This window comes from Secundilactobacillus paracollinoides (genome assembly GCF_001702155.1).
GTDB lineage: Bacteria > Bacillota > Bacilli > Lactobacillales > Lactobacillaceae > Secundilactobacillus > Secundilactobacillus paracollinoides.
This window is the reverse complement of record NZ_CP014912.1, coordinates 1,202,610-1,228,424: the sequence shown is the minus strand read 5'-3', so window position 1 is coordinate 1,228,424 and position 25,815 is coordinate 1,202,610. Positions and strand designations below refer to the sequence as shown.

The 25,815-nt window shown below is 48.4% G+C and carries 10 protein-coding genes and 6 rRNA genes; 4 read left to right on the top strand and 12 right to left on the bottom strand.

Features of this window, described 5'->3' with window-relative positions; translation table 11 throughout:
* Window positions 1-82 precede the first annotated feature (82 nt).
* The 4 genes from rrf (AYR61_RS05145) to AYR61_RS05130 all read right to left on the bottom strand — a co-directional run bounded on the left by rrf (AYR61_RS05145) (window position 83) and on the right by AYR61_RS05130 (window position 6,573).
* A 5S ribosomal RNA gene (gene rrf, locus AYR61_RS05145) occupies window positions 83-199 on the bottom strand.
* 68 nt (window positions 200-267) lie between these two features.
* A 23S ribosomal RNA gene (locus tag AYR61_RS05140) occupies window positions 268-3,187 on the bottom strand.
* Between the two features lie 222 nt (window positions 3,188-3,409).
* Window positions 3,410-4,973 (bottom strand): 16S ribosomal RNA (locus AYR61_RS05135).
* The 16S, 23S and 5S rRNA genes sit together here, the layout of an rRNA operon.
* 844 nt (window positions 4,974-5,817) lie before the next feature.
* Window positions 5,818-6,573, bottom strand: coding sequence for a flavodoxin family protein (locus AYR61_RS05130; RefSeq protein WP_065901973.1), 756 nt, complete (start codon window positions 6,571-6,573; stop codon window positions 5,818-5,820).
* Window positions 6,574-6,807: 234 nt separating this feature from the next.
* Between AYR61_RS05130 and AYR61_RS05125 the strand changes: the two genes are divergently transcribed.
* Window positions 6,808-7,608: a hypothetical protein gene (locus AYR61_RS05125; RefSeq protein ID WP_065901971.1), complete on the top strand. Its 801-nt coding sequence runs from the start codon at window positions 6,808-6,810 to the stop codon at window positions 7,606-7,608.
* 237 nt (window positions 7,609-7,845) lie between these two features.
* Here AYR61_RS05125 and rrf (AYR61_RS05120) read toward each other — a convergent pair.
* The 4 genes from rrf (AYR61_RS05120) to AYR61_RS05105 all read right to left on the bottom strand — a co-directional run bounded on the left by rrf (AYR61_RS05120) (window position 7,846) and on the right by AYR61_RS05105 (window position 14,135).
* Window positions 7,846-7,962, bottom strand: a 5S ribosomal RNA gene (gene rrf, locus AYR61_RS05120).
* 68 nt (window positions 7,963-8,030) lie between these two features.
* A 23S ribosomal RNA gene (locus tag AYR61_RS05115) occupies window positions 8,031-10,950 on the bottom strand.
* 222 nt (window positions 10,951-11,172) lie between these two features.
* Window positions 11,173-12,736: ribosomal RNA gene (locus tag AYR61_RS05110) — 16S ribosomal RNA — on the bottom strand.
* 418 nt (window positions 12,737-13,154) lie between these two features.
* Window positions 13,155-14,135: a hypothetical protein gene (locus AYR61_RS05105; protein WP_054709411.1), complete on the bottom strand. Its 981-nt coding sequence runs from the start codon at window positions 14,133-14,135 to the stop codon at window positions 13,155-13,157.
* A gap of 366 nt (window positions 14,136-14,501) precedes the next feature.
* Between AYR61_RS05105 and AYR61_RS05100 the strand changes: the two genes are divergently transcribed.
* Complete coding sequence (locus AYR61_RS05100; protein WP_054709408.1) at window positions 14,502-15,680, top strand: acetyl-CoA C-acetyltransferase; 1,179 nt, start codon at window positions 14,502-14,504, stop codon at window positions 15,678-15,680.
* Between the two features lie 133 nt (window positions 15,681-15,813).
* Here AYR61_RS05100 and sfsA read toward each other — a convergent pair whose 3' ends face one another.
* On the bottom strand, window positions 15,814-16,542 hold the full coding sequence (gene sfsA, locus AYR61_RS05095; RefSeq protein WP_065901969.1) for a DNA/RNA nuclease SfsA: 729 nt from the start codon (window positions 16,540-16,542) through the stop codon (window positions 15,814-15,816).
* A 203-nt stretch (window positions 16,543-16,745) separates the two neighbouring features.
* Here sfsA and AYR61_RS05090 point away from each other — a divergent pair, with 203 nt between their 5' ends.
* Both AYR61_RS05090 and AYR61_RS05085 read left to right on the top strand, forming a co-directional pair.
* Complete coding sequence (locus tag AYR61_RS05090; protein ID WP_065901967.1) at window positions 16,746-17,270, top strand: GNAT family N-acetyltransferase; 525 nt, start codon at window positions 16,746-16,748, stop codon at window positions 17,268-17,270.
* A gap of 13 nt (window positions 17,271-17,283) precedes the next feature.
* The gene (locus tag AYR61_RS05085; protein ID WP_056987291.1) at window positions 17,284-17,472 is read left to right on the top strand and encodes a hypothetical protein; all 189 of its coding nucleotides are present in this window, start codon (window positions 17,284-17,286) and stop codon (window positions 17,470-17,472) included.
* 262 nt (window positions 17,473-17,734) lie between these two features.
* Here AYR61_RS05085 and addA read toward each other — a convergent pair whose 3' ends face one another.
* From addA to AYR61_RS05070, 3 genes are all read right to left on the bottom strand, one after another.
* Window positions 17,735-21,424: a helicase-exonuclease AddAB subunit AddA gene (gene addA, locus AYR61_RS05080; RefSeq protein ID WP_065901965.1), complete on the bottom strand. Its 3,690-nt coding sequence runs from the start codon at window positions 21,422-21,424 to the stop codon at window positions 17,735-17,737.
* A complete protein-coding gene (locus tag AYR61_RS05075; protein WP_065901964.1) occupies window positions 21,411-24,980 on the bottom strand; it encodes a PD-(D/E)XK nuclease family protein in 3,570 nt (1,189 codons plus the stop codon). The genes addA and AYR61_RS05075 overlap by 14 nt, the downstream gene beginning before the upstream one ends.
* 478 nt (window positions 24,981-25,458) lie before the next feature.
* Entirely contained in the window at window positions 25,459-25,815 is a 357-nt protein-coding gene (locus AYR61_RS05070) for a hypothetical protein (protein ID WP_054709398.1), read from the bottom strand.

The window sequence follows — 25,815 nt, the reverse complement described above, 5'->3', positions numbered from 1 at the left end:
CGCAACGGACTTTCACCGTCTAGTTGGCGCCCATGCCGGGCGCACCAAAAGAACCGCCGACCAACGGTCAGCGGTTCTGGTTGCGTGGCAACGTCCTACCCTCGCAGGGGGCGATCCCCCAACTACTCTTGGCGTGCTGAAGCTTAACTTCTGTGTTCGGCATGGGAACAGGTGTATCCTTCAGGCTATCGCCACCACACTATTGAGAACTGATGCTCTCAAAACTAGATAATATCGTTTTCCTACCGGAAACCACCGTTTTCTTACTTGGTTAAGTCCTCGACCGATTAGTACTAGTCCGCTCCATCCATCACTGGACTTCCACTTCTAGCCTATCTACCTGATCATCTCTCAGGGGTCTTACTTCCATAAAGGAATGGGAAATCTCATCTTGAGGCGAGTTTCACACTTAGATGCTTTCAGCGTTTATCTCATCCACACATAGCTACTCAGCAATGCGCCTGGCGGCACAACTGATACACCAGCGGTGTGTCCATTCCGGTCCTCTCGTACTAGGAACAGCTCCTCTCAAATTTCCTACGCCCGCGACGGATAGGGACCGAACTGTCTCACGACGTTCTGAACCCAGCTCGCGTACCGCTTTAATGGGCGAACAGCCCAACCCTTGGGACCGACTACAGCCCCAGGATGCGATGAGCCGACATCGAGGTGCCAAACCTCCCCGTCGATGTGGACTCTTGGGGGAGATAAGCCTGTTATCCCCAGGGTAGCTTTTATCCGTTGAGCGATGGCCCTTCCATACGGTACCACCGGATCACTAAGCCCGACTTTCGTCCCTGCTCGACCTGTCTGTCTCGCAGTCAAGCTCCCTTCTGCCTTTACACTCTACGAATGATTTCCAACCATTCTGAGGGAACCTTTGGGCGCCTCCGTTACTTTTTAGGAGGCGACCGCCCCAGTCAAACTGCCCACCTGACACTGTCTCCCACCACGCTAAGTGGTGCGGGTTAGAGTGTTCACACAACAAGGGTCGTATCCCACCAGCGCCTCTGCCGAAACTAGCGTTCCGGCCTCTACGGCTCCGACCTATCCTGTACAAGTTGTGTCAACACCCAATATCAAGCTACAGTAAAGCTCCATGGGGTCTTTCCGTCCTGTCGCGGGTAACCTGCATCTTCACAGGTACTATAATTTCACCGAGTCTCTTGTTGAGACAGTGCTCAGATCGTTACGCCTTTCGTGCGGGTCGGAACTTACCCGACAAGGAATTTCGCTACCTTAGGACCGTTATAGTTACGGCCGCCGTTTACTGGGGCTTCATTTCTGGGCTTCGCCGAAGCTAACTCATCCACTTAACCTTCCAGCACCGGGCAGGCGTCAGCCCCTATACGTCATCTTACGATTTTGCAGAAACCTGTGTTTTTGATAAACAGTCGCCTGAGCCTTTTCACTGCGGCTGCACTTGCGTGCAGCACCCCTTCTCCCGAAGTTACGGGGTCATTTTGCCGAGTTCCTTAACAAGAGTTCACTCGCACACCTTAGGATACTCTCCTCGACTACCTGTGTCGGTTTGCGGTACGGGTAATAAAGTATTCACTAGAAGCTTTTCTCGGCAGTGTGACGTCGGCCACTTCCCTACTTAAATTCGGTCCTCATCACAGCTTGTCAACCCGGCTGCCAGCATTTAACTGGTAACCTGACTTACTGCTTGAACGCACATTTCCAATCGTGCGCACGGCTTAGCCTCCTGCGTCCCTCCATCGTTCAAACACACTTTACTAGTACAGGAATCTCAACCTGTTAGCCATCGCTTACGCCTCTCGGCCTCAGCTTAGGTCCCGACTAACCCTGGGAGGACGAGCCTTCCCCAGGAAACCTTAGTCATTCGGTGGATCAGATTCTCACTGATCTTTCGCTACTCATACCGGCATTCTCACTTCTAAGCGCTCCACTAGTCCTTACGATCTAGCTTCACCGCCCTTAGAACGCTCTCCTATCACGTGACCTAATGGTCACATCCACAATTTCGGTGGTATCCTTAGCCCCGGTACATTTTCGGCGCAAAATCACTCGGCTAGTGAGCTATTACGCACTCTTTAAATGGTGGCTGCTTCTGAGCCAACATCCTAGCTGTCTATGCAACTTCACCGCCTTTTCCACTTAGGATACACTTAGGGACCTTAATTGGTGGTCTGGGCTGTTCCCCTTTCGACGATGGATCTTATCACTCACCGTCTGACTCCCGGATATAAATCTGTGGCATTCGGAGTTTATCTGAATTCAGTAACCCATGACGGGCCCCTAGTCCAAACAGTGGCTCTACCTCCACGATTCTCAATTCCGAGGCTAGCCCTAAAGCTATTTCGGAGAGAACCAGCTATCTCCAAGTTCGTTTGGAATTTCACCGCTACCCACACCTCATCCCAGCACTTTTCAACGTACACGGGTTCGGGCCTCCAGTGCGTTTCACCGCACCTTCACCCTGGACATGGGTAGGTCACCTGGTTTCGGGTCTACACCAACATACTGAAACGCCCGTTTCAGACTCGCTTTCGCTACGGCTCCGTCTTTTCAACTTAACCTTGCATGTTAGCGTAACTCGCCGGTTCATTCTACAAAAGGCACGCTGTCACCCATTAACGGGCTCCAACTAATTGTAGGCACATGGTTTCAGGAACTATTTCACTCCCCTTCCGGGGTGCTTTTCACCTTTCCCTCACGGTACTGGTTCACTATCGGTCACTAGGGAGTATTTAGCCTTGGGAGATGGTCCTCCCGGATTCCGACCAGGTTTCACGTGTCTGGCCGTACTCAGGATCCTGAACTGAGGGTTATTGGTTTCGTTTACGGGGCTATCACCCTCTTTGGCCAGGCTTCCCAACCTGTTCAACTACCAACAACTTTGGTAACTCAAATGTTCAGTCCTACAACCCCAGGAAGCAAGCTTCCTGGTTTGGGCTGTTCCCACTTCGCTCGCCGCTACTATGGGAATCGCAATTGCTTTCTCTTCCTGTGGGTACTTAGATGTTTCAGTTCCCCACGTCTGCCTTTACTTAGCTATGTATTCACTAAGCAATAACCATCGGTTAAGATGGCTGGGTTTCCCCATTCGGAAATCTCCGGATCAAAGCTTACGTACAGCTCCCCGAAGCATATCGGTGTTAGTCCCGTCCTTCATCGGCTCCTAGTGCCAAGGCATTCACCATGCGCCCTTGTTAACTTAACCTAAATCACTAACGTGATTTCAGTTAATTGAGTATATGCGAAGTAGTTTAACTACTAATAAAAAAACTCAAAATAACGCGGTGTTCTCGGCTTAATTAATGAAATTATTAATTAATAAAAGAAAATTGATATTATCTAGTTTTCAAAGAACCAGTTTGAGAGTAGACCTCTCAAAACTAAACAAAGTTTTGTCTCAGTGCAGGGCTTCCGTATTATTCCTTAGAAAGGAGGTGATCCAGCCGCAGGTTCTCCTACGGCTACCTTGTTACGACTTCACCCTAATCATCTGCCCCACCTTAGGCGGCTGGCTCCCGAAGGTTACCGAACCGACTTTGGGTGTTGCAAACTCTCATGGTGTGACGGGCGGTGTGTACAAGGCCCGGGAACGTATTCACCGCGGCATGCTGATCCGCGATTACTAGCGATTCCGACTTCGTGTAGGCGAGTTGCAGCCTACAGTCCGAACTGAGAATGGCTTTAAGAGATTAGCTTGCTCTCGCGAGTTCGCAACTCGTTGTACCATCCATTGTAGCACGTGTGTAGCCCAGGTCATAAGGGGCATGATGACTTGACGTCATCCCCACCTTCCTCCGGTTTGTCACCGGCAGTCTCGCCAGAGTGCCCAACTAAATGCTGGCAACTGACAATAAGGGTTGCGCTCGTTGCGGGACTTAACCCAACATCTCACGACACGAGCTGACGACAGCCATGCACCACCTGTATCTGCGTCCCCGAAGGGAACGCCTAATCTCCTAGGTTAGCACAGTATGTCAAGACCTGGTAAGGTTCTTCGCGTAGCTTCGAATTAAACCACATGCTCCACCGCTTGTGCGGGCCCCCGTCAATTCCTTTGAGTTTCAACCTTGCGGTCGTACTCCCCAGGCGGAATGCTTAATGCGTTAGCTGCGGCACTGAAGGGCGGAAACCCTCCAACACCTAGCATTCATCGTTTACGGCATGGACTACCAGGGTATCTAATCCTGTTCGCTACCCATGCTTTCGAGCCTCAGCGTCAGTTACAGACCAGACAGCCGCCTTCGCCACTGGTGTTCTTCCATATATCTACGCATTTCACCGCTACACATGGAGTTCCACTGTCCTCTTCTGCACTCAAGTTACCCAGTTTCCGATGCACTTCTCCGGTTAAGCCGAAGGCTTTCACATCAGACTTAAGTAACCGCCTGCGCTCGCTTTACGCCCAATAAATCCGGATAACGCTTGCCACCTACGTATTACCGCGGCTGCTGGCACGTAGTTAGCCGTGGCTTTCTGGTTGAATACCGTCAACGTCTGAACAGTTACTCTCAAACGTGTTCTTCTTCAACAACAGAGTTTTACGATCCGAAAACCTTCTTCACTCACGCGGCGTTGCTCCATCAGACTTTCGTCCATTGTGGAAGATTCCCTACTGCTGCCTCCCGTAGGAGTTTGGGCCGTGTCTCAGTCCCAATGTGGCCGATTACCCTCTCAGGTCGGCTACGTATCATTGCCTTGGTGAACCGTTACTCCACCAACTAGCTAATACGCCGCGGGTCCATCCAGAAGTGATAGCCGAAACCACCTTTCAAACAAAAACCATGCGGTTTTTGTTGTTATACGGTATTAGCACCTGTTTCCAAGTGTTATCCCCTGCTTCTGGGCAGGTTACCCACGTGTTACTCACCAGTTCGCCACTCATCCGATGTTAAAATCCGTGCAAGCACTTCATTTAACGGGATGCGTTCGACTTGCATGTATTAGGCACGCCGCCAGCGTTCATCCTGAGCCAGGATCAAACTCTCATTTTATGATTATTTGTGACTCATTTGTTGTTACATTGTTAATAAGCGAATTGACGTTCGCAAATTACATTTGATCTCAACTTACAGTTGAGATGCCCTGCACTTTGTGAAACAAAACTTTGTTCAGTTTTCAAAGGTCTATTCCGTTAACTCTTAACGAGTCAACTTTTAAATTATACCTCGCTGTCACCGGCAATGTCAACAACTAATTTCAAGAAGAAATTCGAAGCTGTTTGACATTTCCTGTCGCGACAACTTTATTACTATATCATCGCCTCTAAAAACTGTCAACAAAAAAACGGAACCATCTTCCCCAAAAGACGATCGCCGTCACTATCATTTTCACAAAGTTTAATAGAATCACGAACATTATGAAACAAATATAGTTTGTTGTTCACATTTAAATGCAACGTCCGTCCTCAGAATAACATTTGATAGTTTTATCTTTCGACTTTTAATCCTTAAAAAAACTTCCATTTTTATTAAAAAACATCATTTATCTTAACTCTGTTGTCTTGCTATCTACCCTTTAAGTAATGAGAGACACCAATTCATCGATAATTAGTCCGATAAACTACTAATTACTTTTAGCAAGCCTTGTGGTGCACAGTGAACCCCACTAGATCTTAATACTTTTCACTTGAATAAATAGGACTCTTAGCCTTTCCAATTAAAACGATTCTACGCTTATCAGATCGAGGGCCACTATATCGCCACCAGTTTTACGATTTTCCATTTAAGGTGCAGTCGTATCAACTACTCCCGCAAAACATTCATTAGTTAGTCAACTCGTCTAGGCGACAAATGCAAACAGCAAACGTTGGTCAGACCTGAGTACGACTCACCTTAATCACCGCCGTTTATGTCTCAAGAACGTAAAGTAGTGTAACAATCCCGCCAACAGTACAAAAAAGATAATGACAAAACTTGCGTAGCGGAACCAAAAGTTAGCAGTTAACACGGGTAACAGTAATTGGATGCCCATTGTCGCCAACGCCATAACTGCGATCATTACAAATAATAGGAGGTATCGTTTCAACTTTGCATCATCCTTTCGTGTCTTACCAACTAATCGTGCACCCAATCTTTTAGCTGCAGTCATCTTCTCCTCAGGAACACGCGTCATTTGCCAGGTGCCCGGTAAGACAAATTCGCTCACCTTATGAAGACCACCAACTGTCATCGCTTTGTCGATCATTGTCAGGGTCGCATCGGTCTGGTGGGTAAACGTATTATCGAGTCCACTAGCGAAACAGCTCGTCACGCTCACATAATGTTTATCCTTATACTTACCAGGTAAGGTATCCCCCTGTTTTGTCATGCGGGCCATCCGGTGACGGAAACAATCAAAGAACTGTTTGAACTGCCCAGCCACTGTACCAAAGTATGTTGGTGTTCCTAATACCCAAACATCAGCAGCCGCCAACTTTTCTTCTAACTGATCCAAATCGGGATTAGCAATTCCAGGTTGATCAGGCGTCAGATGATATGTATTTAAATCTACAAATTCACACTCTGCATCCACGGCACCGGCCAATACCGCCTTTACAACATCGGCTGTCAGTCCCTCTGCTGATTGACCCCCATATATCCCTACGATTCTCATCTCATTCACCTCAATAACTACATTATCTGAAAAAGAACGACTTGTAAATCAAATGATCATATAATTAGTCCACTTTAATGTCTAAGGACACTTTTTCTATTAATGCTTTTGGAAAGCTCTTTACTCGCATTTCTTATCATTTCGGTTAAACTTAATGGAGAGAGGCCAATTAGTTTAAGTCTTGCTTCTCTCATATCTGTTGTTTAGTTAGGTTACTAAAAATGGGGTTAGCCTATGACTTTAAATCAAACATTTATTCATACACCAATAGGACTTATTAATCCAAACTTCAATCAACTTTTAATTAATGGGCAAGTCACGTTGAGCCTTCGTGGTGCACCAAATGGTGTATTTACCCATGACGTGGAGGGCAATTTTAGCGAAATCATCAATTTTAATGCAGCCAGGGAAATTGATGAGATCGGTATCGTCAATCTTTTGCCAAGCGATAGTCAAGATTACGCAATACGTGAGCAACTTTCACAATTTACAGTTGCCGGCAGTAAGACAATTCCAGAGTTGATGAAAAAAGTGACTTTGAAACAGCTTGCCAATGGAATAGTGATTAAACTAACTTCTGATTACTTTCTTGTGACCCCGTCTTTCTTTTCAGGTGACACATTTCTGAATTCTGGTCAGCAACTACCAACTTATCAGCCTTTAACAACTAGTGGCACGCTTTATACAGATAATCATAATCGGCACTATGTTATCCCCCTACCAACTAGGGTGAACCGTATTCACCTAGTTGGTAGCAGCCAACCCGTTACTTATTTTGATGCGACGACCGTTTCAACAACTGACATGCTGTTAATACTTGATGATACTGCCAAACAATTTCGGATCGAGCGTCCTTCATCCAATTTGAGTCAACAATATGCCTCACAAAAAAGCCATAGCGGCAGTCTTATTGTAAAAACGCTGAATGGGTTTGAACTTCTACCACCAAGCTTCTTCACTCAAGACATTATTGTTAATGAACTTGCGGACCAATGGCTGCACGCTGTCGAACGAAACGATAAGGCAGAGTGGTAAACGAGGTTATCAAACAACACTTCTTTACAGTAGTTATTTAAAAAGGGCCGTCGATTAAAACCTATTTATGGTTTTGATCGGCGGTCCTTTGTTATGAATCCCCTTTAAAATAAGCTGAAATACTGTCGCGTCCTAAAGTGCTTTGCATCCCATCTTATCTGATCGACTAATTCTTCAGTTTAATAATCCCAATTTGCGCACAAAAAAACCGCCGACCAACGGTCAGCGGCTCTGGTTGCGTGGCAACGTCCTACCCTCGCAGGGGGCGATCCCCCAACTACTCTTGGCGTGCTGAAGCTTAACTTCTGTGTTCGGCATGGGAACAGGTGTATCCTTCAGGCTATCGCCACCACACTATTGAGAACTGATGCTCTCAAAACTAGATAATATCGTTTTCCTACCGGAAACCACCGTTTTCTTACTTGGTTAAGTCCTCGACCGATTAGTACTAGTCCGCTCCATCCATCACTGGACTTCCACTTCTAGCCTATCTACCTGATCATCTCTCAGGGGTCTTACTTCCATAAAGGAATGGGAAATCTCATCTTGAGGCGAGTTTCACACTTAGATGCTTTCAGCGTTTATCTCATCCACACATAGCTACTCAGCAATGCGCCTGGCGGCACAACTGATACACCAGCGGTGTGTCCATTCCGGTCCTCTCGTACTAGGAACAGCTCCTCTCAAATTTCCTACGCCCGCGACGGATAGGGACCGAACTGTCTCACGACGTTCTGAACCCAGCTCGCGTACCGCTTTAATGGGCGAACAGCCCAACCCTTGGGACCGACTACAGCCCCAGGATGCGATGAGCCGACATCGAGGTGCCAAACCTCCCCGTCGATGTGGACTCTTGGGGGAGATAAGCCTGTTATCCCCAGGGTAGCTTTTATCCGTTGAGCGATGGCCCTTCCATACGGTACCACCGGATCACTAAGCCCGACTTTCGTCCCTGCTCGACCTGTCTGTCTCGCAGTCAAGCTCCCTTCTGCCTTTACACTCTACGAATGATTTCCAACCATTCTGAGGGAACCTTTGGGCGCCTCCGTTACTTTTTAGGAGGCGACCGCCCCAGTCAAACTGCCCACCTGACACTGTCTCCCACCACGCTAAGTGGTGCGGGTTAGAGTGTTCACACAACAAGGGTCGTATCCCACCAGCGCCTCTGCCGAAACTAGCGTTCCGGCCTCTACGGCTCCGACCTATCCTGTACAAGTTGTGTCAACACCCAATATCAAGCTACAGTAAAGCTCCATGGGGTCTTTCCGTCCTGTCGCGGGTAACCTGCATCTTCACAGGTACTATAATTTCACCGAGTCTCTTGTTGAGACAGTGCTCAGATCGTTACGCCTTTCGTGCGGGTCGGAACTTACCCGACAAGGAATTTCGCTACCTTAGGACCGTTATAGTTACGGCCGCCGTTTACTGGGGCTTCATTTCTGGGCTTCGCCGAAGCTAACTCATCCACTTAACCTTCCAGCACCGGGCAGGCGTCAGCCCCTATACGTCATCTTACGATTTTGCAGAAACCTGTGTTTTTGATAAACAGTCGCCTGAGCCTTTTCACTGCGGCTGCACTTGCGTGCAGCACCCCTTCTCCCGAAGTTACGGGGTCATTTTGCCGAGTTCCTTAACAAGAGTTCACTCGCACACCTTAGGATACTCTCCTCGACTACCTGTGTCGGTTTGCGGTACGGGTAATAAAGTATTCACTAGAAGCTTTTCTCGGCAGTGTGACGTCGGCCACTTCCCTACTTAAATTCGGTCCTCATCACAGCTTGTCAACCCGGCTGCCAGCATTTAACTGGTAACCTGACTTACTGCTTGAACGCACATTTCCAATCGTGCGCACGGCTTAGCCTCCTGCGTCCCTCCATCGTTCAAACACACTTTACTAGTACAGGAATCTCAACCTGTTAGCCATCGCTTACGCCTCTCGGCCTCAGCTTAGGTCCCGACTAACCCTGGGAGGACGAGCCTTCCCCAGGAAACCTTAGTCATTCGGTGGATCAGATTCTCACTGATCTTTCGCTACTCATACCGGCATTCTCACTTCTAAGCGCTCCACTAGTCCTTACGATCTAGCTTCACCGCCCTTAGAACGCTCTCCTATCACGTGACCTAATGGTCACATCCACAATTTCGGTGGTATCCTTAGCCCCGGTACATTTTCGGCGCAAAATCACTCGGCTAGTGAGCTATTACGCACTCTTTAAATGGTGGCTGCTTCTGAGCCAACATCCTAGCTGTCTATGCAACTTCACCGCCTTTTCCACTTAGGATACACTTAGGGACCTTAATTGGTGGTCTGGGCTGTTCCCCTTTCGACGATGGATCTTATCACTCACCGTCTGACTCCCGGATATAAATCTGTGGCATTCGGAGTTTATCTGAATTCAGTAACCCATGACGGGCCCCTAGTCCAAACAGTGGCTCTACCTCCACGATTCTCAATTCCGAGGCTAGCCCTAAAGCTATTTCGGAGAGAACCAGCTATCTCCAAGTTCGTTTGGAATTTCACCGCTACCCACACCTCATCCCAGCACTTTTCAACGTACACGGGTTCGGGCCTCCAGTGCGTTTCACCGCACCTTCACCCTGGACATGGGTAGGTCACCTGGTTTCGGGTCTACACCAACATACTGAAACGCCCGTTTCAGACTCGCTTTCGCTACGGCTCCGTCTTTTCAACTTAACCTTGCATGTTAGCGTAACTCGCCGGTTCATTCTACAAAAGGCACGCTGTCACCCATTAACGGGCTCCAACTAATTGTAGGCACATGGTTTCAGGAACTATTTCACTCCCCTTCCGGGGTGCTTTTCACCTTTCCCTCACGGTACTGGTTCACTATCGGTCACTAGGGAGTATTTAGCCTTGGGAGATGGTCCTCCCGGATTCCGACCAGGTTTCACGTGTCTGGCCGTACTCAGGATCCTGAACTGAGGGTTATTGGTTTCGTTTACGGGGCTATCACCCTCTTTGGCCAGGCTTCCCAACCTGTTCAACTACCAACAACTTTGGTAACTCAAATGTTCAGTCCTACAACCCCAGGAAGCAAGCTTCCTGGTTTGGGCTGTTCCCACTTCGCTCGCCGCTACTATGGGAATCGCAATTGCTTTCTCTTCCTGTGGGTACTTAGATGTTTCAGTTCCCCACGTCTGCCTTTACTTAGCTATGTATTCACTAAGCAATAACCATCGGTTAAGATGGCTGGGTTTCCCCATTCGGAAATCTCCGGATCAAAGCTTACGTACAGCTCCCCGAAGCATATCGGTGTTAGTCCCGTCCTTCATCGGCTCCTAGTGCCAAGGCATTCACCATGCGCCCTTGTTAACTTAACCTAAATCACTAACGTGATTTCAGTTAATTGAGTATATGCGAAGTAGTTTAACTACTAATAAAAAAACTCAAAATAACGCGGTGTTCTCGGCTTAATTAATGAAATTATTAATTAATAAAAGAAAATTGATATTATCTAGTTTTCAAAGAACCAGTTTGAGAGTAGACCTCTCAAAACTAAACAAAGTTTTGTCTCAGTGCAGGGCTTCCGTATTATTCCTTAGAAAGGAGGTGATCCAGCCGCAGGTTCTCCTACGGCTACCTTGTTACGACTTCACCCTAATCATCTGCCCCACCTTAGGCGGCTGGCTCCCGAAGGTTACCGAACCGACTTTGGGTGTTGCAAACTCTCATGGTGTGACGGGCGGTGTGTACAAGGCCCGGGAACGTATTCACCGCGGCATGCTGATCCGCGATTACTAGCGATTCCGACTTCGTGTAGGCGAGTTGCAGCCTACAGTCCGAACTGAGAATGGCTTTAAGAGATTAGCTTGCTCTCGCGAGTTCGCAACTCGTTGTACCATCCATTGTAGCACGTGTGTAGCCCAGGTCATAAGGGGCATGATGACTTGACGTCATCCCCACCTTCCTCCGGTTTGTCACCGGCAGTCTCGCCAGAGTGCCCAACTAAATGCTGGCAACTGACAATAAGGGTTGCGCTCGTTGCGGGACTTAACCCAACATCTCACGACACGAGCTGACGACAGCCATGCACCACCTGTATCTGCGTCCCCGAAGGGAACGCCTAATCTCTTAGGTTAGCACAGTATGTCAAGACCTGGTAAGGTTCTTCGCGTAGCTTCGAATTAAACCACATGCTCCACCGCTTGTGCGGGCCCCCGTCAATTCCTTTGAGTTTCAACCTTGCGGTCGTACTCCCCAGGCGGAATGCTTAATGCGTTAGCTGCGGCACTGAAGGGCGGAAACCCTCCAACACCTAGCATTCATCGTTTACGGCATGGACTACCAGGGTATCTAATCCTGTTCGCTACCCATGCTTTCGAGCCTCAGCGTCAGTTACAGACCAGACAGCCGCCTTCGCCACTGGTGTTCTTCCATATATCTACGCATTTCACCGCTACACATGGAGTTCCACTGTCCTCTTCTGCACTCAAGTTACCCAGTTTCCGATGCACTTCTCCGGTTAAGCCGAAGGCTTTCACATCAGACTTAAGTAACCGCCTGCGCTCGCTTTACGCCCAATAAATCCGGATAACGCTTGCCACCTACGTATTACCGCGGCTGCTGGCACGTAGTTAGCCGTGGCTTTCTGGTTGAATACCGTCAACGTCTGAACAGTTACTCTCAAACGTGTTCTTCTTCAACAACAGAGTTTTACGATCCGAAAACCTTCTTCACTCACGCGGCGTTGCTCCATCAGACTTTCGTCCATTGTGGAAGATTCCCTACTGCTGCCTCCCGTAGGAGTTTGGGCCGTGTCTCAGTCCCAATGTGGCCGATTACCCTCTCAGGTCGGCTACGTATCATTGCCTTGGTGAACCGTTACTCCACCAACTAGCTAATACGCCGCGGGTCCATCCAGAAGTGATAGCCGAAACCACCTTTCAAACAAAAACCATGCGGTTTTTGTTGTTATACGGTATTAGCACCTGTTTCCAAGTGTTATCCCCTGCTTCTGGGCAGGTTACCCACGTGTTACTCACCAGTTCGCCACTCATCCGATGTTAAAATCCGTGCAAGCACTTCATTTAACGGGATGCGTTCGACTTGCATGTATTAGGCACGCCGCCAGCGTTCATCCTGAGCCAGGATCAAACTCTCATTTTATGATTGTTTGTGACTCATTTGTTGTTACATTGTTAATAAGCGAATTGACGTTCGCAAATTACATTTGATCTCAACTTACAGTTGAGATGCCCTGCACTTTGTGAAACAAAACTTTGTTCAGTTTTCAAAGGTCTACTTAGCAAATTCTTTTACGAATCAGCTATTTAATTATATCTTATCGCCATTTCAGTGTCAAGGAAAAGTTTTAAAATCAACGTTTCAAAGCTTTTCAATATCTCCCGAAGCAACTTATTAAGAATACCATCTCGAACGATTTCTGTCAACAACCAAATTTATTTATTTAAAATTGGTACAGGTCAACGTTGCCGTTCGCGACAACAGGTTTAACTATACCAGAATTCTGAAAATGGTCAAGCCGTTTTTCATCTTTTTTCAACTTTTATTGAAGCCATTGAAATTAACGACGTTTCCTGCGCTGTTGTCGTCCATGCTGAGGCTGTTGTTTCGTAAAAATCGCTGCCCCCTGACTTGGATGCTCGCGCAGATATTGAGTCGTAAACGTATCAACCTGCTGCTTATTTGTCATATCAATACCAGCAGACTGCATGGCCTTCGTCAACTCATCATAAAAATGATCAAGCTCTTCATTGTAGAGATGAACAAGCATCTCGTGATGACTACCGATCCACGCCAATAGCTGATCGGCGTTTGATACCTCGCCAGTACCGACCAACGTCTTAATAAACGTCGTCATCGCCATTGGAATAAGTGTGAACAGGCGCCGACGTTTATCCTTCGTGGTTAATACAGAAACAAAGTAGCTATAAAAAATCTGTTGTAACGTTTCCGGTTGCCAATCATGAGGCTCCTTGTTCAACCCAAGGATGGCGATTCCAGCAAACGTATCAATGATAACGTCCACATCATGGCGATCCGAATCAGACAAGTTTTTGACCATTGGCACCTGATGCATAGCCTCGAGCCATGTGTCTGATCGGTCATTAAGACGGTCAATTGCATTGGGGCCCTCTTCACCAGCCACTTCGGCAACAGTATGCGGCCTAGTCTGACGCTGGCTCAGCAATAGCATCTCTTCACGCGTGTGCTTAGCCGCATCCGCTAACTGAACAGCATCGGTTAGCCATCCCGCCTTTGCTGCGAACTGAAAGAAACGTGTCAGTATCGGAACAACGGCGACAAAGTAGTTATGTAACTGCATATTGTCTGTCACAAACTCACCAGTTAGGGCATCCACCACATCCGCTGGTGACCAATCAAGGATGAATCTCCGACTGGCTTGGTTCAACTTTAAGATAACCGCCTTGGCATAGCGTCTCTGGTTAGTTGTTAAGCGATCAAAGGTGGTCGACTGACTAAATGCCTGATACGTTTCTTCTATAGTAGTTGGTCTTTTCACTGTCTGGTGAGTTTGTTTCATCGTTTTCCGCTCCTTTATGTCCGTATTCTATTATAAGAAACCGGCGCTTGGTTTTCAAACAGAGAACAAGGGATGCAGGGTGACCACTGGCTTTTCTTTTGGTTGATATAGTGTGCAGAATTCTTCTAGGCCACTCTGCCGAAACGCCTTCCAGAAAACTGAGACCGGCCACGTAAGGGCAGTCAGCGACAAATCCAACCCCGGGATTGATCACTAACTGCCCTTACGTTCTGGTCTCAACCCGTTTTTTTCCAGGCGGTATACAAATTTCTTAAGTCTTTCACACAACCGGGCTCAAAAACAGACTTTTGTACTAGAACCGTGTTATGCTTAGTTTTTAATACTGACATAAAGAGGAACCGAAAAATGAATGAAGTGGTCATCTTAAGCGCTGTTCGAACGCCCATCGGTAAAATGGGGCGCAGCTTATCAAGTTTGTCATCAGTTGACCTGGGGACGCTGGCGGCTAAAAAAGCAATCGAACAGGCACACATTGCCCCTGAAATAATTAGCCAAGCCATTGTCGGTAATGTCCTGCAGGCGGGTGCGGGACAAAACGTCGCTCGTCAAATCGCACTTAAAAGCGGGTTATCAGAAACCAGCACCGCAATGACCATCAATCAAGTGTGCGGGTCTGGACTAAAGGCCATCCGGTTGGGTCAAAGCGCCATTATGTTAGGCGACGCTGAAGCCGTTTTGGTTGGCGGCACGGAGAGCATGACAAACGTGCCTCACCTTGTCCCAAATATGCGACAGGGCAAGCCATACGGTAGTACAACAATGCTCGACGGGTTGGAGCATGACGGCCTTCTGGACGCTTTTTCACACAAACCAATGGGGATCACGGCCGAGAACGTTGCTCACAAATATCATGTCACACGCGAAGCACAGGATGCTTTGGCACTAAGATCACATCAGCGAGCCGTTAAAGCCACCGAATCCGGCGCGTTCAATGATGAGATCGTGCCAGTGACGATCACCTTAAAGAAGGGCACGACCACCATCACCCGTGACGAACCAATCCGTCCAGATACGTCCATGGCCGCCCTGGCCGGATTAAAACCGGCATTCGTCCCGAACGGTATGGTGACTGCCGGCAACGCTGCGGGCTTAAACGATGGTGCCAGCATGCTGGTCCTCATGTCCAAAGCGCGAGCTGAGCAAGCCAATATCCCTTACTTAGCCGTTCTGGATACGTACCAAGAAGCCGGCATCGACCCTAACTATATGGGCTATGCACCCTTCTATGCTGTCAATCAACTCCTAGCAAAACAACAAATGAGTATTGATGACATCGACCGCTTCGAAATCAACGAGGCATTCGCAGCCCAAACGGTCGCCGTCATGCGCGATCTGCAAATTCCAGACGATAAGGTCAACGTCAATGGTGGTGCAATCGCATTGGGCCACCCGGTGGGCGCGTCGGGTGCCAGAATCGTCACCACTCTGGTCCACGATTTAAAACGAGAAAACCTAAAAACAGGTATTGCCACCCTCTGCGTAGGCGGCGGGATGGGCGTGGCGCTGAGTCTACACCTTGAGTAAAGCGCGTTGCCTTAGTGTTCAGTAAATACTGTTTCATTGCCACCAATCTAAGCGGCCATACAGCTAGCTAAAGTGACATCTAAAAAAACTGTTCATGAGCGTCCAGTGCACCTGGAAGCCCATGAACAGTTTTTTAATGTATCGCTTCATGAAAAACAAGACTCGAATCAAACGGCACCGGGCGTCGTAGTGTCAGCGTATCCTCAGTCACCTGACAATCCATGGCAACGACGTGAACACCGGCTGCCCGTGCTTCCTGAATCGCGACCGCAAGTTTTGGTGCTCGTTCTTGATAAATGGTCATGACATCTGCGAATGACAGCTGTACCACAAACAACAAACAAGCAGACTGTCCTTCTTTGACAATGCGTGTCAACTCATGAACGTGTTTAACTGCCCGAGTTGTTGGTGCATCTGGAAAGGCAACCACACCATCGTTTTCTAAGGTGACACCCTTCACTTCGATCCATAGTGTTTCCCCCGAATCAGTCTCGCTGCAAAAGTCCAGTCGTGACTGATCGTAGACCACTTCTGGCTTTAACTGTGCTAAGGTGCCAATCCCTGGTAGGTCGAGCTTGCCCTGGCTATACGCTTCTAGCACAATTTTGTTTGGCGCTTGGCTGTCAATATTGACCCACTGGCCGCGTTTTTGAACAGCCACCAGATCGTACGCCGTTTTACGGGTTGGCTTTGGTTGATAACTCAACGCCACCGTCGTTTCCCCAGGAATCAGCAGTTCCTTGCTGCGCCCCGTATTTTTAACGTGTGTGACCACCCGTTGACCGGCCAATTCACACGTCGCGATGAACCGGTTAGGCCGGTTAATAAACGTTCCTCGTTTGACTTCTCCATAATGCAACATTACCACCCCTAGAATTGATCTCTCAATTTCAGTGTATCATGAAGTTAATGAACACGTGTTGATAAATTAAAACGTTTCCATTTTCTTAAGGCAATCTTGGTTGCGCTGTGCTTGTTCCTCACGATAATTTAATCTATAATAAACACCGTTAAAAAACGCGGCCGGCGCATCCACCACCGGTCAATTGAGAAGAGGATTCTGTCATGACTGCAACCTATCTACGGCAAGCCACTCAGGCTGACTTGCCAAGCATTACCAGCATTATTCATGATGCAAAAGGCTTTTTAAAACAGCAAGGTATCGACCAATGGCAAGATGGCTACCCTGCCGACGACGACCTCAAAAATGATATTGACGAAGGGATCACCTACGTGCTCGTTGTCGACGGGACCGTTGCCGGTACTGCAGCGTTGCATCAAGGGATCGACGTCAACTACCTCACCATTGATGATGGCGAGTGGCAGACCGGTACACTGGCCCGCTACACCGCCATTCATCGCATTGCCGTTGCCAGCCACTTTCGCGGTCAGCATCTTGCTAATCGACTTATGAGCGGGTTGATCACCATTTCAAGTATTCTTGGCTACCGGGATGTTCGAATTGATACGCACCCTGACAACCAGGCCATGCAACACGTGATCAAAACAAGCGGGTTTAACTACCGTGGCAAGGTCTACATGCATGACTCAAAAGCGCTCCGTTACGCCTATGAACTCGTCATTCTGTAAATGAGGTGATTCCATGACTGTGCCAGATACAAAGGTTCAAATAAAGTTGCTCATTTTATTTATTGTCGGCTTAATTGTCGTCATCACAGCAATCGTTGCGCTGTTCCGCGCTAACCATTCATTTAAAAACGCCCCCATCATTGTGATGAGTGTTGTGGCTGTTTTTATGATTGGTGTGATTACAACGTTGTTTAGCCTGTGATGCATGATTTAGAGACAAAAAACAGCTTCCAGATGTCATTCGTGACAGTTGGAAGCTGTTTTTTTGTGGGTTCATTAGAGCCGTTTTGGCTTCTATTTCGAAATATGGGCGATCGGCCTGGCTTGGCTACCGTGCCGAAACGCGCTCCACAAGGCACGGGGCTAACGTGTAACGGACGGTGACCAAAAAGTCAGGCCCGGACTTTTCGGTCACCGTCCGTTACACACCGCCCCTAACCCGCCTTGTTCCGCGCTCTACCGCTCTACATCGCCACCGCTTCTCCCGTCGCCAGCAAGAACAGGTACTTTCTGACCACCGGCTTGCCCGTCATATCCGACAAGGCCTGCGCGTATAAATTTAGCTGACCTGAATAGCGATCCTTGATCTTCGCAATACCGCTTTCACCTGGGGCCACGTGATCCGTCTTATAGTCAAACAGCGTAATCCCGTCTTCATCTTCGAAATACCCGTCAATGATCCCATGAATCAGGATTTTAGCCTGCTCATCGTGCAGATCCTCAAAGACTTGGTGAGCAGGTAGCAGTAGTGAAAACGGTGTTTCTCGCTGCGTCCGAGTGCCATGGGCGACGATTGCTTGTCCCAACTCGGTATCAAACAGCCGCAACACATGCTCACGGTCAATTTGTGCCGCAATCGGTTCGGCCATCACCTGATCAGCAACTAAGGTTTGAATTTGCTGGTCAATGGCCGCCAACGTAATGGGCTGTGTCAACGATAATTCCTGCAAAACCAAATGGGTCGCTGTCCCCACTTCAGCCGAAGTAGGCGCCGTCACCGTCTGCAGAAAGGCTGGCTGTTTAAAGTCACTCGTCACGAACCGGTTCCCGTGTGATTGCTGCCACTGGGGGTTATACTGCCCTAATTGCAACATATCGGGATCTTCAAAGAGGCGTTTAATTTCTGAAACTGACTGGTACGCCGTCGTCCGCATCTCTGGTTCAAACCCATACTGCATGTCCAAAACCTGGTCGATCTGGTCGACGTCCACACTCGCAAAATCGGTGGTTTTCAGTTGTTCTTTTAAATCAGTTAGCCAGGTACTGCCAGTAATCGGCTTTTGGTAGGCTGCCATTTCAGTCAGTCTATCCGGGGTGATAAACGTGATATCAAAGTCAGTTGGATCGTCAGCCAGTGCCTGAAGCGGTTGTGCATCAGTCGCCTGAAACTTAGGGTGGCGAACCAGCGACATCCCGATCCAGTCCAAATAGTTATGCGTCTTCCCCCGCAGTGTTGGGTTCAAGACCAGCTGCTGGTCCTGGGCGGCCGCCTGCCAGGTCTTTAATAAATCAGCCTGTTGTTTGCAGGCGCCAACAATGTACAACCGCTGCTCAGCCCGGGTCAGCGCCACGTACAGTTTCCGCATTTCCTCCGCGAGTGATTCCTGCTTAGTTGTTTCTTTGATCACCATTTTAGGAATGGACGGCACCACCAGTCGCGTATCTGGCTGAAAATCATCGATCCCGATACCCAGTTGGTTATTTAACAGTGCGCGTTCCGTAGTGTCCTGCATGTTGAAATTGCGTGACGTGTCGAGGAGAAAGACCACTGGGAATTCAAGACCTTTGCTCCCGTGGATCGTCATAACCTGGACAGCGTTATCGGTGGTCTCCGCTGCCGCTTCTGCCAGGTCCTGATCGTTGTTTTGCATCCGCTCAATGAACCGAACGAATTGAAAGAGTCCTTTAAATCCGTTGCGCTCATAGTCGGCCGCCCGTTCATACAGGGCGTGCAGATTAGCTTGTCGCTGTACCCCAGCTGGCATCCCAGCAACGTAGTCCAGAAAACCGGTCTGCTGATAGATCTGCCAAATGAGGGTCGCCAAGGGCTGCTTGCGCGCAATTGTCTGAAACGTCGTCAGCTGTTCAATAAAATGGGCGACTTTAGGTTGCAGACTGTCAGCGTATGCCTGCCCCGCATAATCGGCTTCGTAGTTAATCAAAAAGTGTTGCAAGGCTGAGAAATAATCGTCCGTCTTATCGGTAATTCTGAGGAAGGCCAACTCATTTTCGTTTAAGCCAACGATGGGTGACCGTAACACTGCTGCCAGTGGAATATCCTGGTAAGGGTTATCGATCAGCTGCAACAGCGACATCATGATCTGAATCTCAGTGGTTTTAAAGTAACTCTGGGCGTCATTGATCTGGACAGGAATCCCAAGTCGGCCAAACTGGTCTTGAATCTCCAAATTGTTTGTTTTTGTCGGTGCAATAATCGCAATGTCTTGGTAGGTCAGTGGGCGCATGGCTTGTGCCCGCCGATCCCAGATAGTCGTTTGATCATGCATTAATTCAGCAATCTGCTGGGCGACAACGGTGACCTGGCCAGCGTCCTTATCAGGTACGTCACCAGGTGCCTTTTCCGTCGGTGCCTCAGTTTCGTATATCAGCAGTGATGCCGCGTTCGGCAAACTCGTCGGATATGATGCGCCGTACACGAGTTTAGCAGAGCCGCTATAGCTGATTTGACCGAGTTTTTCATCCATGATCTGGGTAAAGATCAGGTTCGTAAAATTGTCCACGTTTGCCATGGACCGGAAATTTTCCGCCAACGTGATCTCCTTACCGGCTGTCGGGTCGGCCTGATAGCGCTGGAACTTTGTTAAAAACAGTTGCGGTTCCGCTAATCGGAAACGGTAAATGGATTGTTTGATATCGCCCACCATGAAGAGGTTCCCGGGGTCATCCTGAGCAAGAGACGTCACGATAGCTTCCTGCAATTCATTGGTGTCCTGATACTCATCAACCATGATTTCGTGGTAGTCCGTTTGCAATTGCTGACGAACCGCTTTGGCCTCATCTGTTTGAGCTTCCAAGATCTGCAGTGCAAAGTGTTCAACATCGCTAAACTCTAGGACATGACGCCGGCGTTTTTCTTTGGCATAGGCGTCGCTAAACGTCTGAACGACCGTTGCCAACTGGCGGACGATCTGCTCACTATGGTGCATCGTCGCAATCGTCACAATCTCATCCTGCGGCATGAACGATAAGATCTCATCCAACTGATCTTCCTTAGCCGCTTTCTTATGGCTGGCAACCTGATCTTTAACGAGCTGGTACCCGTCGTAAGCCTCATTTGTTTTTCGAATACTCGGCAACCGGCCCCAGTCGAATGCTTCAACCTGGGCACGAAACGCATCCCAAGACGTTGCATCTGAGTGCAGCTCATCCAGTTGTGCCAACAAGCTGTCCATGTAGGTCACGACTTGGTCAACCTGCTCATCCGCGGCTAATCTTTTAGCAGCCGTCAGCTCTGATTTAGCGCTTGCCAGCTTGTCTTGAATAATTGGCAACAGCCGTGTTTTAACGATTGGTGCTGTCATGAGGTCCTGATCGACCGCATAGTTGTCGCCAAGATGAGCTAACCAGTCATCAGGATCCGGTTTAGCACCCATGAACCGAAAAACGTCGTCAACGACTGTCGTTAGCCCATCGTCAGAACGGTCGCTGGAAAAATTCGTCACCAGTTCTTGAAACTTGCCGTCCTCATCGTTGGCATACAGGTCTTCACGAACGTCGTCCCAGACTTCTTCTTTTAACAATGCACTTTCTGAAGCATCACCAAGAATTCGAAAGACCGGATCTAAATTGATCAGGTAGTAATAACGCTCAACGATCTGCTGACAAAATGCATCCATGGTACTGATGGCCGCCACTGGTAAAAGTGCCAGTTGACGGGTGAGATACCGGCGTTCTTCAGCGTCGACCTGGTTGATCTGTTGTTTTAATGCCGATTCGATTCGATCCTTCATTTCTTTAGCCGCCGCTCGAGTAAAGGTGACAATCAGCAAATGATCGATACTTTCGTGATCAAGGATCATGTTAATGACGCGGTCCACAAGCACCCGCGTTTTACCGGAACCGGCCGATGCCGAAACCAGCAGATTCGTGTGGTGGGTGTCAAGTACCGCTTGTTGGCTTTTAGTGTAGTCCACGTTGTTTCAACTCCTCTTGCATCCGTTGTAGGATCACTTGTTTGTCCCGGTCAGCTGTCAATAAGCGGTAGTCGTTTTCTGGCAGCATCGGATCAAATTGCATAATGGCCTTGTATGGTGAGTACTGCATTGCTGTGCGCCCGTTCGGATATTTCACAGGATTGAGATCCAGATGCCCGTCAAAAATAGCGTTGGCGGCATCCGTGATCTTCATTTCGGTAAACGACAGCAAATCTTTCAGCTCATCCGCCGTAACGATGGTCCCAACATTTTTCTTCAAACTCCCCGATTTGGTGTAAGCGTAAGGATAAACACTCGCCGGGTTCGAGTCGCGGTCCGGTTCCAGGTGCTGTAACAGGTTATCATCGTTAACCAGCAGTCCCTTGTACTGTTCCTTAGACAAAATGGCCGACATCAGATCCGTTTTTAAGTCGTTGGGTGCCAGCGTTGGATTCTTCAAATGCAGGTACAACGCACCGGCCAGCTCAGCATCTGGATCATCTGTCAGCAGCGCCATGTTGCGTTGCACCACATCCAAATAAGTCATCATCTGCATAGCGATACCGTGGTAGATATCGTTGAGGTCAACCTTATGAGCACTGGACTTATAATCCACGACGCCAACGTACTGGTTGCTGTTTTCAACTTTCATCGTATCGATCCGGTCAATTTTCCCACGGACCTGAACCTTCTTTTCATGAGGGAGGTCAAACTTTAGTGCAGGCAGACCGTTTTCCGCACCAATATGCCCGAACATCACTTCCGTTTGCTTGGCGCGCATCGGTGTATACTTCCCCTGTTCATGGAAGGCGCGAGCTGTTTGCTGAATCAGGGCGATTAATTGACGCTTAATATATTGCATCCGGTGACTGCTATTGAGAATGGCATATTGTAAATTCATGGGATCATCGAGCACAGCAGTAGTAATTTCGTTCACCAACTGTGTCAGTTGCTGGGCATCAAGTGCCGTCAGATCAATATGTTCCGCATTCACCCGTTTCATCAACATATCCAACGAAGCATGGAAAAATTCACCAGTGTTGGCAGGTGATAGTTCAAAGGCGTCCCGCTCCTGTAAATGAAGGCCATACTTCAAAAAGTAAGCGTACTGGTTTTGGTAAAACTCCTCCAGTTTTGAAATTGAACTATTGATTGTTGTGGAATAGAGCCCGTCAACGATATCTGGTGTTAACTGCACTGGTTGGTTGCGGTACGCAATGCTGCCCATTAATTTCTCGGTCAGATCATGTGTCCCGGCATCTTGATCCAGAACATGGTAGACATACTGCCAGCTTGGGGATAACGCGTGATTATTTTCACGACTGTTATTTGCTGCCTGAACTAGGTGCCGCAGTGTTGCCCGTTTAGCTCCCAAGTACGGTCGAAGCGTTTGGTCATCTGCCTGTGGAGTCGCTGCATGATGTTCAATCGTCAGGTTAAAGTGTTGCTGAATCTGGGCAACGTAAGGACTGATCTGGTTTTGACTTTCCCCATCTTCACTCAACGGATAGGTAAAGATCAGCCGTTCGCTCGGTGTCATGAACGCGAGATAGTTCAAATAGGGTTCACCCTGAAGTGTCATGACCCCGGTATCGCCCAAGTATTCACCTTCAGGAAGTACCAGCTGCTGCCGGTCTTGGTCATTCAACAACCGAGTCGGTAACGTATTATCCGGCATCACTTTATCGGTCGCACCGATCATGAAAGTGATTTTACGGTTATTCATCTGAATGATCCCGCTTTCGGAGATCACGACTTGATCCAGCGTTGACGGAATTTGCGAGTAATTGGCACCCTCGAAGCCTGCCAACAGTAGTGCTAAAAAGTCGTCAGACACAAACTGACGGTCACCCAGAATGGTGACGTACTCGTCCAGCAAGTCGCAAAATGTATTCCAAGTCTGTTCAGGCTGCCCAGCGGTAATCAGATCCCCCCTGTCAATCGCCTGATCTCGCCAGGACATCAACTGATCTACAACCCCAGCATTGGTCAAAAAGCGCACCAAAATTTGAGCCGCTTCCCGCCCATTCTGTGCTTGATCAAGTCGTTTGAAAAATGGTGGCAGTGTGTCGCGAACAAAGTGCCGAATACCATTGATCTGCTGACCAACAGTGTCATCAGCACTGGTCTGTGTCCCAAGGTCATCCGTGCGTAATCTCGCGTACGGCCAGTCTTCCTTTTGCAGCCATTTGCCACCCTGATACCCCATTTTCAAAACCCAATTTTCAGTTTTGAACAAGGCGTCACGAAACTTAAGAACACTCATCGATTGACCATCATCGGTCTTTGGCAGCAAAAGTTCGGTCTTCAACAACTGCATTAAATCAGCATACTGGTAATGCCGCCGCTTCACCTCAAATAGAGCCGAGATCAACTCAACCAACGGGTGATCTGCCATGAATTGCGACACATCACTAAAGTAGGAAATTTCTTGGGCACTCATAATGGGGCCCAGCACGTTTTGATACTTATCCAAGTGTCGGGTCACGATCAAAAAGTCGGCGTAGCGGTAGCCCTTTTCGGCAACCAGTTGTCTGATCATCGCCGCCACCCGGGCAACTTCCGCATAACGATTGTCTGCCTGAATGATTTGAATACTGTCCGCCGTTGATAAGGTTTCTGGCTGTGGTCGGCCAAGGCCGGTCGCACTTTTTTGCCAATAGGTCTCCAATCGCTGCAGATCTGGTGCAACTCGTGATTGTTTCGCGAGCACATCGGTCATCACCGGAACGCTCAAACTACGTGCGGTTTGATACAGTCGAAGATACGTCCGTGACGGCTGAAAAAAGAGACTCTGCTCGTTTATCGTTTCCGGCGTCGGTGTTCCATGATCCAGAGTCAGGGCCACTTTGACTTCATCGGCACCCTGCATGAGTGTGGTCAGCAATGCCATTTCTTGGGCTGAGAACTGGGTCTGAGAAAACCCGTCAAAATAGAAATGCGTGTGCGACAGGTCACGATTTTTAAGGTAGTCACTCAGTTGATTTAAAAGGTCAGTATTCGCAACGTACTTGTTTGCCATTGCGGCATCAAAATTATCATAAATCAAAACGAGATCATGCAGCTTGGCATCCAAGTCGGCACTTGACCCCGTGATCTTCTCGGCCACCTGGCCAAGGTCAAACGCACTGACCTGCCCCGTCTTCAGCTCCATTAATTGACGCGTCAATAAACTGATAAATCCTGGCCGATCAGCCTCCCCCGCAAAAAGTTTTAATTCCGAACGGTGGTCAATAATGGCTTGGTACACCAGCATATTCAACCCAGCTTCAGAGACTCGTGGCAACTGATAGTCAGGCGTATTTTTCATAAAGAACCAGGCAAGTCGTGTCATCGAAAGCACTTGAACAGCAGACTGTGCGTAGCCAGTATCTTGCTTTCCGGCCTGTTGCGCCAAGCGGTCAAGAATCTGAACTTCAGATTCGAATTTAATATGGTTAGGTACAATGTAGTAAAATTGGTCGCCCGGATGGGCTTCAAGACTGGTCGTAAGCGCATTTAGCAACTCAGCCTGATGGTCCACGCTGGCCGGCCCGATAATAAATTGAAGAGACATGTCACCGGCACCTTTCGCGATTATTTAATGTCCTTATCATACCACAGACGAATGTTTGTTCGGTGTGTTTTTTGTGACTTTCAGGTAACGTTTTGTAAAGATTATTGCGATGATGTTGAGAACTTGTAAATTTTGCGCAGGGTGTCATTTTTGCGCTGGTTTGCGGGTTTTTTGTATAAAAAAAGAGGCTGGCGTTTGCGTGCTGCCAGTCTCTTTTTCTTATGCTTTTTTACTGGTTTGGATGGTTGCTTTCGATTGACAGGGACGCTGTGCTGGTTCCATTTTCGCAAACGGTGCTATTGTCTACCCCAACTCAGGTACAAAAGTCACGTTCTTGTCCCTTCTAGGCAACCTCGTCGAAACGTGCTCCGAGAGGCAAGGGGCTACTACATAAGCGAGTCTGGTCACAAAAGTCAGAACCGGACTTTTCTGACCAGACTCGCTTATGCTCCGCCCCTTAACCGCCTCTCTCCGCACTCTAGGCATCTTCCTTATTAACCGCCAAATGATTCTCCATCAAAACTTCATTCGTAAAATGCTCAAGATCCGCCAATACATTCGGATCATCGTTTGCGCGAGCAGCTTGGCTCTCCGCAATTGCCCACTTCGCCAGGTTATCCGTGATGGGGACGATATCTTGTAAAATGTGCATATCTGCCTGGTCACCATGTTCCTGCTGAATCTCACGAAAGCTTTCGTAATCGGTGATCAACCTGAGTGAATCACCGCTTTGGCGTTCCGTCGATTCAAAAATAACGAAGTGCGATTTGCGGTTGGCATCATCCATTTGCTGTCGCAAAATTGCCAACTGTTCTGGGTTTGTTTTTATCGTCAC